This is a genomic window from Methanosarcina sp. 2.H.A.1B.4 (assembly GCF_000979385.1).
In the GTDB taxonomy this organism is placed as follows: Archaea; Halobacteriota; Methanosarcinia; order Methanosarcinales; family Methanosarcinaceae; genus Methanosarcina.
Genome location: NZ_JJOV01000044.1, coordinates 1 through 13,113, shown reverse-complemented (window position 1 = coordinate 13,113; position 13,113 = coordinate 1). Strand labels below are relative to the sequence as shown.

General features: G+C 44.3%; 12 protein-coding genes. 1 reads left to right on the top strand and 11 read right to left on the bottom strand.

Going from position 1 to position 13,113, the window contains the following annotated elements; all coding sequences use genetic code 11:
• From EO92_RS07070 to EO92_RS07035, 8 genes are all read right to left on the bottom strand, one after another.
• A complete protein-coding gene (locus EO92_RS07070) occupies positions 1–882 on the bottom strand; it encodes a DUF58 domain-containing protein (protein WP_048170379.1) in 882 nt (293 codons plus the stop codon).
• Positions 883–921: 39 nt separating this feature from the next.
• Complete coding sequence (locus EO92_RS07065) at positions 922–1,923, bottom strand: MoxR family ATPase (protein WP_048133789.1); 1,002 nt, start codon at positions 1,921–1,923, stop codon at positions 922–924.
• Between the two features lie 141 nt (positions 1,924–2,064).
• Positions 2,065–2,820 carry a hypothetical protein gene (locus EO92_RS07060; protein ID WP_235283231.1) on the bottom strand — a complete coding sequence of 252 codons (756 nt, stop codon included), beginning with the start codon at positions 2,818–2,820 and terminating at the stop codon, positions 2,065–2,067.
• Between the two features lie 1,082 nt (positions 2,821–3,902).
• Positions 3,903–4,331, bottom strand: a complete 429-nt coding sequence (locus EO92_RS07055; RefSeq protein WP_048170375.1) for an ester cyclase — start codon at positions 4,329–4,331, stop codon at positions 3,903–3,905.
• 95 nt (positions 4,332–4,426) lie between these two features.
• Positions 4,427–5,056: an ABC transporter ATP-binding protein gene (locus EO92_RS07050; RefSeq protein WP_235283238.1), complete on the bottom strand. Its 630-nt coding sequence runs from the start codon at positions 5,054–5,056 to the stop codon at positions 4,427–4,429.
• A 135-nt stretch (positions 5,057–5,191) separates the two neighbouring features.
• Positions 5,192–6,397, bottom strand: a complete 1,206-nt coding sequence (locus tag EO92_RS07045) for an ABC transporter permease (RefSeq protein ID WP_048170370.1) — start codon at positions 6,395–6,397, stop codon at positions 5,192–5,194.
• A 58-nt stretch (positions 6,398–6,455) separates the two neighbouring features.
• The gene (locus EO92_RS07040; protein ID WP_235283230.1) at positions 6,456–7,754 is read right to left on the bottom strand and encodes a COG1361 S-layer family protein; all 1,299 of its coding nucleotides are present in this window, start codon (positions 7,752–7,754) and stop codon (positions 6,456–6,458) included.
• Between the two features lie 171 nt (positions 7,755–7,925).
• Positions 7,926–9,293 (bottom strand): sodium:alanine symporter family protein, encoded by a 1,368-nt coding sequence (locus EO92_RS07035; RefSeq protein WP_052734295.1) that lies wholly within the window; start codon positions 9,291–9,293, stop codon positions 7,926–7,928.
• A 229-nt stretch (positions 9,294–9,522) separates the two neighbouring features.
• Here EO92_RS07035 and EO92_RS07030 point away from each other — a divergent pair, with 229 nt between their 5' ends.
• Positions 9,523–9,924: an ACT domain-containing protein gene (locus EO92_RS07030; RefSeq protein WP_048170368.1), complete on the top strand. Its 402-nt coding sequence runs from the start codon at positions 9,523–9,525 to the stop codon at positions 9,922–9,924.
• Between the two features lie 75 nt (positions 9,925–9,999).
• On the opposite strand, the gene EO92_RS07025 is transcribed toward EO92_RS07030, so the two are convergent.
• From EO92_RS07025 to EO92_RS07015, 3 genes are all read right to left on the bottom strand, one after another.
• Complete coding sequence (locus EO92_RS07025; protein ID WP_048170367.1) at positions 10,000–11,202, bottom strand: calcium/sodium antiporter; 1,203 nt, start codon at positions 11,200–11,202, stop codon at positions 10,000–10,002.
• Between the two features lie 195 nt (positions 11,203–11,397).
• Positions 11,398–11,967 carry a GNAT family N-acetyltransferase gene (locus tag EO92_RS07020; RefSeq protein WP_048170365.1) on the bottom strand — a complete coding sequence of 190 codons (570 nt, stop codon included), beginning with the start codon at positions 11,965–11,967 and terminating at the stop codon, positions 11,398–11,400.
• A 164-nt stretch (positions 11,968–12,131) separates the two neighbouring features.
• Positions 12,132–12,701, bottom strand: a complete 570-nt coding sequence (locus tag EO92_RS07015; protein ID WP_082107964.1) for a GNAT family N-acetyltransferase — start codon at positions 12,699–12,701, stop codon at positions 12,132–12,134.
• Positions 12,702–13,113 lie beyond the last annotated feature (412 nt).

Genomic DNA, 13,113 nt, shown 5'->3' with positions numbered 1-13,113 from the left:
TCACCCTTCACCTATAATTCTAAGAACAGTATCAAACGGCTGGTTTATTACGCTGACCCGGAAGTAAGGGATTTTAAAATCGTAAGCAATTTTCTCCAGTTCAGCCATATGCTTTGAGTATTCGGCAGCATATTCTTTTTTAAAGTTAGGGCCCACCGTAAAACTGATTTCTTCGTTCGTCTCGCTGTCAATGAATTTTACTGCTCCGTCCACGGTTTCAGGCAGGTTCATTTCGGTCTCGTCATAAATGTGTACAAGCACAAGCTCATGTCTGGACAGTTTGTTAACTGCATTACGGACCGAATCTATGCTGTCCAGGAAGTCTGAGATTATAAGCACCATTGATTTCGTTTTTATTCTCGGGTATATGGAGTCGGCGCAGTCTGCAAGTTTTGTGTTTCCATTGACAGGAATCCGGGTCAGGGAATCTATTGTCCGCAGGAAATCATCCCTTCCTTTGTGTGCCTTTGTGTAATCCACATCATCTGCAAACGTTGAAATGGTGTACACGTCATTGTGTTTCATTACGATGTAAGAAACTCCTGCGGCTATTGTTGAAGCATATTCGAACTTGTTCGGCTTGCTGTCAGGAAAGAGCATGCTGCTGCTGGCGTCAAGCAATATGACCATGTTAAGGTTTTTGTCTTCTTCGAACCTGCGGATGTAGAGTTTTTCCGTACGTGCATAGAGGTTCCAGTCGATTTTTTTTAATGAATCTCCCGGATTGTATTTTCTGTGGTCTATAAGGTCAAGCCCTGCCCCTGCCCTGGTTGACTGATGACTGCCCGTGTGAATTGCTGAAACCCTCCTGCTAAGAGGGATTGCATACCTGTCGAGTTGAGTCAGGAATGATGTATCGATTGTGTGTTTTACGCCAGCCATGTATGATCATTGCCTCAGCCATTTTTTCCGCTGGCCGGATCAGAGAATTGTTTTTCTGCTCTCCAGGATTTTTTGTATGATTTTATCGCTGGTGATGTTGTTCCTTGCAGCATCAAAAGATAGAATTATCCTGTGCCGGAGGACCGGAAGGGCCATGGAGTCAATGTCCTCTTTATCAACATACCCCCTGCCGTCGAGAAACGCGTTTGCCTTTGCACAGAGGATCAATGCAATTGAAGCACGCGGGGATGCGCCTGATTCTATCATTTCAGGCATATTTCTAGTCTGGTTTACGATATCGATTGCATACTTTTTGAGCTTGTTTGAGATAGGGATTCTGCGGGTTATCTGCTGCAGTTCGATAAACGTATTTTTATCCATGCACCTCCTTACAGCTGGCCTGAAAGCCTCAGCATAACGGTTTACAATCTCAAACTCTTCTTCTGAATCCGGGTAACCGAGGCGGATTTTCATTAAAAACCTGTCAAGCTGGGCTTCGGGAAGTGTATAAGTTCCTTCCATTTCGATAGGGTTCTGTGTCGCAAGGATAAAGAAAGGCCTGTCCAGTTGATATGTCGTACTTGCCACTGTAACCTGCTTTTCCTGCATGGCTTCAAGCAGGGCAGATTGGGTTTTTGGGGAGGCACGGTTGATTTCATCCGCAAGCACGATGTTTGCAAAGACAGGACCCTGCTTGAACTTGAAGTGTTTTGAACCTCTCTCGTCTTCTTCGATAATGTCAGTCCCTGTGATATCTGCGGGCATAAGGTCAGGTGTACACTGTATCCTGCTAAACTTCATACTCATGATCTGGGAAATAGTGGATATAGTAAGTGTCTTGCCGAGCCCGGGATTGCTTTCAACGAGGACATGCCCTTCACACAGCATGGTTATGAGGATCTGCCGGACCATTTCTTTCTGGCCGACGATAGCATTGCCAATTTCTTTAAAGATAACCTCGAAAATCTGGGGGGCTTTTTCATATGTAGGTTTTAAGTTAAGTTCTGAATCTTCAAGCTGGATTTCCTGTAACTCTCTCATATTGAAACTCCGTTATTTTTTACATAAATCAGGCATTTGCTGCAAATTAGGGCACTTCTGCTGCTTTAAGGGCTTTTTGCTTTATCCGACCTTCTTTTTCTATAACTTCGTTATAGGGAATGATTCATAAAGGGGAAAGATTCAGGATGAAAGTGCTTCAAAATATTGTTTAATCAAAGGCTCATATTCTTCTGGCAGATTTTCCGAATAGGTTTGACTCTGCTTGAATTCCTCATTAAAGCTGTCCGAGCTATCGTTGAAATTTTTTTCAGTTTCCGTATCTATCTGGCTTGTGAACCCGAGTCCCAGGCTCGGATTGATTTTCATTTCAACCTGATCTCCATTTTTTATGATTACAGCTTTTATATTGTACCTGGAATCCGGGACAACGGGCTCATTTTCGTCATAAGCAGCTCTGGCATTCAGGTTAGACATATTATCCCGTAGATCATCGATTAGCTGGCTGGGAGATATATCAAAACTGAAGCCCTCATGTATGCAGAAGGTGACAGCTCCTGCAGCCAGCAAAAATATTAAAAACGACCTGAAAATCTGGTTTTTTGGAACTATTTTTTTTATTTTGATGCCGGTAAGTTGGCTGTGCACGTCCTCAAGCAGTTTCTTTGTAACTATGTTGATGTTCTGACTGTTATCATATGCTGTACTCAGCCTTGTTTTTAGTTCCGGAAAGCTGGTTTCAAGGAGATTTATCAGATTAAACTTACTTCTCCTGTTAAATAACCTGGAAATTAAACCGGCAAGTAAAATCAGCACCAGTGCCCCTGTAGCCATTAACCCGAGGTTAAACCAGTAAGTGCCCAGGTATATCTGGAACTTACTCAGTTTACCCACTCCGGGAACATAATAAGCCAGTTCATACAGGTTAAATAGAATCATCAATAAAAACAAAAAGGAATATTTTCCGGCTATTTGTAAAAACCCGAGGGTACGATAGGACCACATCAGGTATTTTTTATATTTATTCAGAAGAGGTACTACAAGCATACAATCTCAGACCACAGTTGTAATTTCTAGTAATTATATTGAGGATGTTACTAAAAAAACTTTTCTAATATTTTAATTTTTAGTTAGGCAAATTATCCAGTAATAAAGCGACAACTACCCGGCTAATACAATGTTAAATATTCCAGGTAACGCGCCAATAAATCCCCTTTTAATCACCTGTTATATCCTGTAGAATTGAAAAACTATATAATTCTATGAGAAGCATATTTTTCATGCTGTTTTTTGTATAACATATTCAGGAAATAAGATATGACACCTATTCAGGAAATAAGATATGATTTCTGCGCCGTAAAGTCTGAGAAATACTTCCCTTGATCCTGTAAACCGCTTTTAAATTCAGATATTAAAGTACCCCCGTCAGCTTGTCTGGCGGCCCGTCGAAAAAAAAGAAGCAGAAAGAAAAAGTCTGAAAAAGAGGCAGAAAGAAGTAAAAAGAAGTAAAAATAGATGCGGAAAAAAGTATTTTTCAGGTATAATTTAATTATGTTTTGTTTGCACCCTTTCAGGTTTTCTGGTTGCTTTTACTTGTTTGGTTGTTTTTACTTGTTTGTCTCTCAACGGCTCCCAATTTTCTCTTACTTTCTGGCTTTTTTCTCTTTTTTTGCAAGACCGCTCTCCTGCGTCGAGCGTGACAGGAACGATCCGATACAGTGAATAAGGTTGCACGGGTCAGAGAAATCGTAATTTACTCCGCTTGAACGAGCGAAACTCACTATTATAACCTATAAATTAGCCTTCTTGGACGAAATTCACTGCTAAAACCCAACATTAGCCCTCTTGAGCGTAGCGAAAAGGACGCCGGCCTCCCGAGACGGGACTCGGGCAGCAAAGAGGATTATAGGCTTGTGGGCAAGCGCCCGAATAACCGAAACCAGCTGTTGCTGACCCCCTTTCATTTTGGAGAGAAAATGCTTCAACCCCAACGGCAGTCAGCATCGCAGAGGTAATGGCATTTAACTCTGATCTCCAGGCATAGGAATGATTCCTAACTGCTGCATCAGACCCAAAAGGTTAGCCTCAGCCCATAGCTCAGTAATCTTACCGTCCTTAATGCGAAAGATCTCTATGCCAGTCATGGTTATCGGTTTGCCTGTAGCTGGTAAACCCATGAAATTGCCTTTATGTATTCCGTGAGCTGTAAAGCGGGCAACTACGTAATCACCCTCGACAACCATGTCTTCAATTGTAACATTGAGATGCTCGAAGGCTGCCCTGCACGTGGTAATTACTTCATTAATTCCTTCGATTCCCGGAGAGGCAGGAAGAGGTGCATGCATAACGAAATTAGCTGACAGTAACTCATCAGCAGCACTCAAATTTCCCTTAGATGGTCCTTCTTCAAAGAATCGGCTAACTATTGCTTTGTTTTCTTCTGTAGACATTTTTTCCTCACTTTTTTAAATACAAGAGTAATATCGACTCAGTTCCAATATCCAATGATAATTCCAAAAAATACTGATTGTACACTATACACTATTTATTGCTCTAACATCCCGTCCTTTAACCTGATCACCCTGTCAGTATATGCAGCGTGCCAGTCTTCATGTGTGACCATTACGATCGTTTGCCCCAATTCTGTGTTAAATTTCTTGAAAAGGTCCAGAACTTCCTTTGAGGTCTGAGAGTCCAGGTTGGCGCAGGGTTCGTCTGCAAAAAGGACTCTTGGGGAATGAGCAAGCGCTCTGGCGATTGACACGCGCTGCTGCTGTCCACCGCTCATTTTGGAGGGGAGCTGGGAAAGGCGATCGCCGAGGCCTACGGCCGTCAGGATTTCAGCGGCTGAGGATTCGTATTCTGCTTTACTTTTTCCCTGCATCATTAGGGAGATGTAAACGTTTTCAGAGGCGGTAAGTTCGGGCAGGAGGGCATAGTCCTGAAAGACGTAGCCCAGGTTGTAGAGGCGAAATTTACCTTTTTCCCTGTCAGAAAGGGTAGAGGTATCGATGCTGTCAACGATGACCTTGCCGGAGGTGGGAGTGTCCAGGATTCCGAGCTGGTTTAAGAGCGTAGTCTTCCCCGAGCCGCTCGGCCCCATGATAGCAACAAATTCCCCGCGGCGGATGCTGACGGTGACTCCCCTGAGAGCCCGGACTTCCACCTCCCCCATTTTGAAGGTGCGGACGATGTTGATGCCTTCTACAATGGCAGAGGATTTTGTTCCGGAGATCCCGGATCTGGGTTCAGCTTCCCTTCCGATTTCGATTCCTTCTTCGTTCTGGACTTCCATTTTTTCATTTCCTCCTTATTTCTCCCAGATCAATTCCAGGAGGCCTTTGTTTGCCAGTTTGTATGCGGGGATCACGGAGCCTATCACAGAAGCCATGAAGAGGAGGACAGCGCGATTTACGGCTTCCAGGTCGTCCAGCTCCAGGCTGATGGCACCAACAGGGACCTGTACAGGGTTGGCAACGGTGTAGGGGACGATTACGTAGTTCATAAGAATGTAGCCAAGGATCACGCCTGCACCTGCGTAGAGCATGGCCTGGAGGACGAAGGAGGCTATGATAACATTCTGCTCTATCCCTATGGCTTTCTGGACGCCGATCTGACGTTTTTTGTTTACGATGTTTACGTAGATTACCACGAAAATGATCACGAAGGCGATCAGGAGCCCTATTGCGTTCATGATGTTCCTTACCATGCCAAGCGTGCCTTCGATCAAACTCAGGAGGCCTGCAAATTCCCTCCAGGTACGGACATTTTCCCTGACCCCGAGAGAGATTAGCTTTTCCCGGGTCCCGACTTCGTCCGTGCCTTCGGTGGTCCTGACGGCTATTTCCTGAGCAAGGTCCCTATCCTGTACGCCGAGCATCTCTTCCATATCGGCCCTGCTGATGTAGGCGGCCGAATCGATCATGAAATAAAGGGTGCTGTAGATCCCCTTGACCCGGAACTCCTTTGTTCTGCCCTGAATTGTGACTTCTACGGTGTCTCCGACTTCCACGCCGCCCAGGGAACGGGAGTCCATCAGAGCCCCAAAGCCGCCCGAGATTTCTCTGCCCAGGATAATCTCCCCCCTGTCGGGTTTGCTTAAAAACTCCCCGCTTAACATGGTGCTCTCAAGCCCCGTAACAAAACTTTCGTCCGTCGGGTCCACCCCGTATACCGTGGCGCCCATCTCTTTTTCCTTGTAGCGGAAGGCGCCGGAGGCTTTCAGGCGGGCGGAAGTGCCGGTGACTTCAGGTAGGCTCTCAATCTTCTTCTGGAGGGCTGAAGCAGCTTCAATATACCTTTCCTCTTCCTTTGGCTCTATGACTACGTTTCCGGTCTGAAAGTCCACCAGCAGTTTGTTGAACTGGACTGTGACTCCTGCTAACATGCTCGAAAAGAGCACAAGCTGTACAAAGATCAGGGTCAGCACGAAGATCGTAAAGATCGTGATCCCCTTATTGCCCCTTCTTATAGAGCGGCCGGCAAGGAAGAAGGAGACTTTCGCTTTTTCAAGCATAATCAGGCGTCCTACTTGGGTTATTTTGCTTCTGGATTTATTTTTATATATATGACCTTCAGAGCTTGCCTTTCTTTTTCATGTAGAAGACTGCGGCTGCAAGAATAAGGGCTGCTCCCAGCACAATGGGGATAATGCTCCCCTCCTGTCTGTCCACACTGAAGGTCAGGTCCTCACTGAGCTGGTGTTTTCCAAAGTCATCTTCGTATTCCACAAGCAGAGTCACTTCCTGGTCTCCTGCTTTTTCCGGAATGAAAGTAAAGACTGCCGGGGCGTCATCGTCCTTTTTCAGGCGTCCCAGGAAAGCTTCTGTGCTTCCCGAGCCTTCAAGCCCATCAAGACTGGCTTTCACGAAGCGGGCTTCCCCTTCCCCAACGTTTTCAAGCTTGAGGATCATGGAAACCTTCTGTCCCTTCACCGGCATTTGGGGATCGAATTTCAGGCTCGCAATGTTAATTTTCGCCTGGTTCAGCACGTTGACCCCTATTTCCTGGGCCTTGTTGATCTGGAAATCCTCAGCTTCGTTTGAAGCTGTTATTCTGAGGGGGATTTTGTAGGGCTGCACCTCTGCGTTGCTGCCTAAAAGGAGTTTGAAAGACAGGTTCTCAGAACTTCCGGCTTTCAGGGCTTCAAAGAAACGGACGTTGTCTTCGAGGGAGATAATGGGAGAAGAGCCATTTAAGTCGAGGATCACCCGGACGTTTTTTGCATTTCCGTTCCCTGCATTCTTAACCGTAGTCCGGAGGTAAAATGCCTGTCCCGGGATCAGGGCGTCAACAGAAGCATTCCCTCCGTTTTCCGGAGCGATTACAGTCCCCATGAGTACAATATCAGGGTTTCCTTCCACCCTGATCGGAATCCTTTTCGAAAAGCTCACCCCGTCCCCATCTACTATGGTGAACTCAAGCTGGCGGACTCCCGACGTTGCCCTTTCATCTACCCTGAAATGGAAGTTAAGCTCGACTTTTGCGCGCTGCCTTATCTGTTCAATTTGAAAAATGCGCTCGGTGTTAGTCCCGGAACCGTAAACCTCTGAGGTGCTGTACTTAAAAATAAAGGGGTCCAGTTCCTCAATTCCTATTTTCACGTTTTCGGCAGGGTCGTTTCCGGTATTTTCGATGTTGATTTTTATGAGCAGGTCTTCTCCGGGCCTGGCGGGGTTAGGGGTTATTTCCGATACATACACCTCAAGATGGGTATTTCCGGAAACTACACCCGCAGAAGCTGTGGGAGTCAGGAGGGCGGTAATTATCAAGATGGCCGCGATAAAATGGAAGGCGGCTGCAGGGGATGTAGCTGTTTTAATACATCTCTTCTTCACAGCCCTGGAATTTGTTTCTTGATGGGTGGATTTCATGGGTAACGATCCTTTTCTGGACAGGTGAATTTTATGTAATAATCTGCAGGAAGGGCTTATAACCGTTACACTTTATTTGCAACCTTCATCAGGTTGTATTCTTCCCTGCCCCGGCCGGATTTCAGGCCTCAGGTTCAGGTGGTTTGATGTCGATTTTCAGCGATCGGACCCTCAACTCAGGGCTTCAAAATACTTCCTGGTCTCGGCTACAACGACCTTTCTCAGCGCAAGGAGGGCTATCAGGTTCGGAATAGCCATCAGCCCGTTTACGATGTCTGCCAGGACCCAGATGATGTCAAGGGTCAGGAAGGCTCCTGAGGCAACAATGAGGATGTAAAGAATCTTGTATGGAAGAATCCCCCTGACCCCGAAGAGGAATTCCGTGCAGCGTTCCCCGTAATAGTTCCATCCTATAATGGTTGTGAAGGCAAAGAAGATCAGGCCCAGAGTCACGATGTAGCTTCCGAGGTCTGAAAGCACGGTGGAAAAAGCGTAGCTGGTCATGTAGGCTCCAGCAAGATCCCCTGTCCAGGAATCCGTCATGATCAGCACAGTTCCGGTCATGAGGCAGACGACGATCGTATCGAAAAAGGTCCCTGTCATGGAGATCAAGCCCTGTTTTGCCGGTTCTTTGACTCTGGCAGCTGCAGCTGCAATGGGCGTACTCCCGAGTCCCGCTTCGTTTGAAAAGATCCCACGGGCAATTCCCATCCGGATTGCAAGCATCATACCGGCTCCAAGGAAGCCGCCCCGGGCTGCGGTTTCTGTAAAGGCGGAATTGAGGATCAGAGAAAAGGTTGCAGGGATTTTGTCAAGGTTCAGCCCGATAATAATCAGACAGCCCAGCACATACGCAATTGCCATGAAAGGCACCATTAACTGGGCTACGGCTGCAATCCTCCTGATCCCCCCGAGAGTCACAAAAGCTACAAGCAGGCTCAACACGGCTGCACTCAGGATTTCGGGGATATCAAAGGCGATCCGGGCCGAGTCCACGATGGCATTTACCTGAGGAAAGGTCCCTATCCCGAAAAGGGCAACATTTACCCCGAAGATGGCAAAAAGAGGGGCAAGAATTTTGCTGTACTTTTTATGACCCAGCCCTTTTTTGATGTAGTACATGGGGCCCCCGGACATCTGCCCGTTTGCGTCAACAGTCCTGTATTTGACTGCTAGCAGGGCTTCGGAATACATGGTAGCCATCCCGAAAAAAGCCGCAAGGAACATCCAGAAAAGAGCTCCGGGCCCCCCGGTCTTGATTGCAGTTGCAACCCCCACGATGTTTCCGGTCCCGATCGTTGCCGAAAGGGCCGTACTGAGCGCAGCAAAGCTTGAGACGTCCCCCAGAACTCCCGCCTCAAATTTTCTCGAATTCAGGACATATTTGAGAGCAAGCGGCAGTTTGAAGACCTGGATCAACCCCAGGCTCATGGTCAGGAAAATCCCCGTCCCCACCAGCAAAATCAGAAGGGGTGGCCCCCAGACAAATCCGTCTATCCCCGTCAAAACTTTAAGTATATCGATACCCAGCAGTTCCATTCAAGCCAGCCCCGGTTAGAAATAAAGCTTAAAAGATAAAGATCAAAAGATAAAGAAACGAATTTAACTAAGTATTTGTTCGCGGTTGGTCTTAAATATTGATGTTGGCGCTTCCTGAGATAAGAATAATAATTCCTTGAGCCTGGAGTGCTAAATGGAACAGAAATCCAGACCAGGACCATAGTCTGAGGTAAAATGTCTAATAGAAAAGACAAAAAAGGAATCCTGTATGAAGCAAAATAAACTCACTTTAAGTGTCCTTGAAGGCAGGTTTGGAATCTGCAAGCTGGAAACAGGCTCTGAAATTCCTGAATGGGTGTATGGAAGCAGTTTCTTATCGGTTACGCAAACCCCTGAAGAGCTCTCGGTCGTCTGCCAGGAAAGAAGTATCCCTGAGAATATTCCTGCAGGTGCCCTGGTTGAAAAGGGATGGAGCTGCCTGAAAGTTGAAGGACCTCTGGACTTCGGACTGACAGGAATCCTTGCAGGAATCAGCACGACTCTGGCTGATAACGGTATCAGCATATTTGCCGTTTCAACATATGATACTGATTACATTCTGGTCAGGGAAACATACATGGAAAATGCAACAAGAGCCCTTGAGGAAGTCGGTTATGACATCCTGAAATGAAATCCTCAGGAGCCATATTTTTGAAATGCAGGAAGGATTATAGCAAAAATAGATGTGTTTCTTCAGGGTGGTAACTCATCCGAGGCGGAAGATGAAAAACATGAATCCGGAGTAGAGAAGGAAAAGGATAAGCCCTTCAAACCTTTTTATTCTCCAGCCTGTCCGGATAAAGAGGAGAAGCAGGAGACTGATAAGCAGCATGAAAGGTGTTATGTAATAGACACTGATTTCGGTTACTGTGAGAGGGTGGACAAGTCCCGAACAGCCCAGAATCAAGAGAGTATTAGTGATATTTGACCCTATGACATTTCCAAGAGCTATGCTGGCATAGCCGCTGCGGGCTGCAGAAACCGTTACCATCAGTTCAGGAAGGGAAGTCCCGATTGCAACAAGGCTTACACCGATAAGAGTCTCCGGAACCTCCAGAATCTGGGCAAAAAATATTGACTGCTCTATGAAATACTTTGCCCCGATTATTATAGCAAATCCACTTGTGACCAGTTTTATAAACTCTATTAAAAGGCTGCTTTCAGAAAGATTTTCAGTTTCATTTTCTATCTCAGTTTCATTTTTTATTTCAGTTTCATTTTCTATCTCAGTTTCATTTTCGGCTTTAATTTCAGTGCAAGTTTTATTCTCTGCCCTGATCGCTTCTTCTGTTTTAGTTTCTCTTTCTGTTTCTTCATAGCTTTCTTTTATGGCTTCCTTTATTCTTTTTTCATCTATTCGTCCTCTAATGCCTGTTTCAATCCTTGCTTTTAAATCGAAAATATATTCAAACTTGAAAAAGTAGTGAATAAAGTCTTTGAAATATATATCTTCTTCGTGTTTTTTCACCTTCTCAAGCAGGAACAGAAGATAGGCAACATATAGAAAAAGAAAAATTGAGGCTTCAATCCTTGAAATTCTGAAGTCCAGAACAAAAAGTAAAAAAAGAAAGGCGGAAAATAACATTATATAGCCGTCTCTTCTAAGCATTAGTTCTTCAGTCTTCACATTGGACAGAAGGGCAGCGGTACTCACGACCAGTCCTATGTTTGCGATGTTTGACCCGAGTACATCGCCTATAACTATTCCGCTTGCGTGTTCGAAGGATGCTGTAAGGGAGGAGGCAAGCTCAGGCATAGATGTCCCTATCGATACCAGAGTTAGCCCGATTATAAACTCCGAGACCCCAAACCTCTTAGCAATCCAGGACGAGGACATTACGAAAAGATCTGCCCCCTTTACAAGCAGCAGTAGCCCCCCGATAAAAACAAGGACGTTAATTAAATACACATTAAATTGTGAACTCGAGTTTTATTTAAAGATATCCTTTAAGCTATAGTACTTTTAAGCTGTAGTACTTTTAAGCTGTAGTAATGGATGAAATGCCAACCGTAAAAAAAGGAAAATATCTCATCAGGTAACGCTTTTCAGAAATTAGAAACACTTGCAGGAAAATGCCAATTTTAAAAACAATTGAGGAGTTAATCAGGCAAGTTTTAACTCCATTATATAACAGGTCTCATTCTGGCCGCATATACCTTCTATTTTTTTGATTATCTGAAAATCCATTTTTTCGTACAACTTTATTGCAGGGGCATTTTTTACATTTACATACAGGAGAATAGAGTATATTCCGTTCAGCCTCATTTCCTTTATGCTTTCTTCCAGAAGCGTCCTGCCATATCCTTTTCCCCGGAATTTCTTGTCGATTGCAATTGAGTAAACTACGGATTTCTTTTTCAGTCCTTTGAACGAAAGTTCTGGTTTCAGGTAGTATATACAGTAACCTGCAATTTTGTCCTGGTTTTTAATTACGTAAAAGATTTTTCTGAATTTCTTTGAATATTTTATAAGATTTTCCTGTTTCTTACTATCAAATCCCTCTGCCTGAATTCTAAGAATCTCAGGAAGCATAGTTTCATCTACAGGCAAAATATGTTCCTTTTCGGTATGTTTCCATTCTTTTAGAAGATGAGCCCCGATTGTATCCCGCAGTAGTTTCAGAAAACTCGCAAAATATGAAACTAATCTCATGTAAATTTGTGTGGGATCCATAGAATCACCTTAAAGTGGAAAGCCATTGATATAATTCACCGTGGGTTTTGTTGCTGCTATTAAAAGAAACTCTTTCCTTTGCTGCAGATATAAAGTTATGAACTACAGGCATACTGGACTGTAAAACCGAATTTTTATATAAATATACCCTCTGAGTCCTGAAATCAAAAAAGTTTAAGTTCCATTTTGTAGCACATCTCCTTTTGTCCACATACGTTTTCTACTTCTTTGATTATCAAGAAGCCCGTTTTCTCGTATAATTTTATGGCAGGGATATTGTTTACGTTTACGTACAGGAGGACAGAAAATACCCTATTCAGCTTCATTTCCCTGATGCTTTCTTCCAGAAGCTTCCTGCCAAATCCCTTCTTTCTGAATTCACTGTCAATTGCAATCGAATAAATTACAGATTTTTTCTCAAAACCCCGGGATGACAAAACCGGTTTCAGGTGATATATGCAGTAGCCTATTACCTTATCCTGTCTCTTAATTACATAAAAGACTTTTCTGAATTTCTGTGAATATTTTATAATTTCCCCCTGCCTTTCATTTTTAAATCCTTCTGCCTGAATTCTAAGGATTTCCGAAAGCATGGTATCGTCAACAGTTCCAACATTTTCTTTTTCAATTTGCTTCCATCCCTTCAGAAGAAAAATTCCTGCGGTATCCCATAGTGTTTTTTTAAAACCTCTTAAATATAGATCTGGCTTTGCGTGGATTTTTGCAAGATCCATATATCTCCTGAAGTGCTAGAATTGAAAGAAATGAAACAATCGTTGTATATAAAGTAGATAAGTTTTTCAGTTCACTCCGCTCATAAATCCTCAGCAGGAAACCCTGGAATCTTTATCTCGAGGGAAGAACGCGTCAGAAAGATTTAGCGATGCGAGCACTTCCCTACCTCTCAGGACTGTTTAACTGGTATCCTTAGAGCCTGAACCCGAGGCGGTATTTCAGGGTAACTATTTCTTTCCTATCGGTTCCCTATTTTCCGTTGCTCCAAATCGGGGATCTGGTCAACGAGAGCTTGTTAGACACGTCCCTGAGTCTTTACAGGCTGTCCTACAATTACTGGTAGTAATAATATAATAATCGTCTGTTGTTAAACTGGAACTTTTCAACTTTATTAAATTTGCATTCTATTCA

Bases quoted from the DNA above. Each gene is read 5' to 3' on its own strand.
- EO92_RS07045 (WP_048170370.1), bottom strand. From the start codon at position 6,397: ATGCTTGAAAAAGCGAAAGTCTCCTTCTTCCTTGCCGGCCGCTCTATA.
- EO92_RS07060 (WP_235283231.1), bottom strand. From the start codon at position 2,820: ATGATTCTATTTAACCTGTATGAACTGGCTTATTATGTTCCCGGAGTG.
- EO92_RS07015 (WP_082107964.1), bottom strand. From the start codon at position 12,701: ATGGATCTTGCAAAAATCCACGCAAAGCCAGATCTATATTTAAGAGGT.
- EO92_RS07065 (WP_048133789.1), bottom strand. From the start codon at position 1,923: ATGAGAGAGTTACAGGAAATCCAGCTTGAAGATTCAGAACTTAACTTA.
- EO92_RS07040 (WP_235283230.1), bottom strand. From the start codon at position 7,754: ATGAAATCCACCCATCAAGAAACAAATTCCAGGGCTGTGAAGAAGAGA.
- EO92_RS07030 (WP_048170368.1), top strand. From the start codon at position 9,523: ATGAAGCAAAATAAACTCACTTTAAGTGTCCTTGAAGGCAGGTTTGGA.
- EO92_RS07035 (WP_052734295.1), bottom strand. From the start codon at position 9,293: ATGGAACTGCTGGGTATCGATATACTTAAAGTTTTGACGGGGATAGAC.
- EO92_RS07055 (WP_048170375.1), bottom strand. From the start codon at position 4,331: ATGTCTACAGAAGAAAACAAAGCAATAGTTAGCCGATTCTTTGAAGAA.
- EO92_RS07020 (WP_048170365.1), bottom strand. From the start codon at position 11,967: ATGGATCCCACACAAATTTACATGAGATTAGTTTCATATTTTGCGAGT.
- EO92_RS07070 (WP_048170379.1), bottom strand. From the start codon at position 882: ATGGCTGGCGTAAAACACACAATCGATACATCATTCCTGACTCAACTC.
- EO92_RS07050 (WP_235283238.1), bottom strand. From the start codon at position 5,056: ATGGGGGAGGTGGAAGTCCGGGCTCTCAGGGGAGTCACCGTCAGCATC.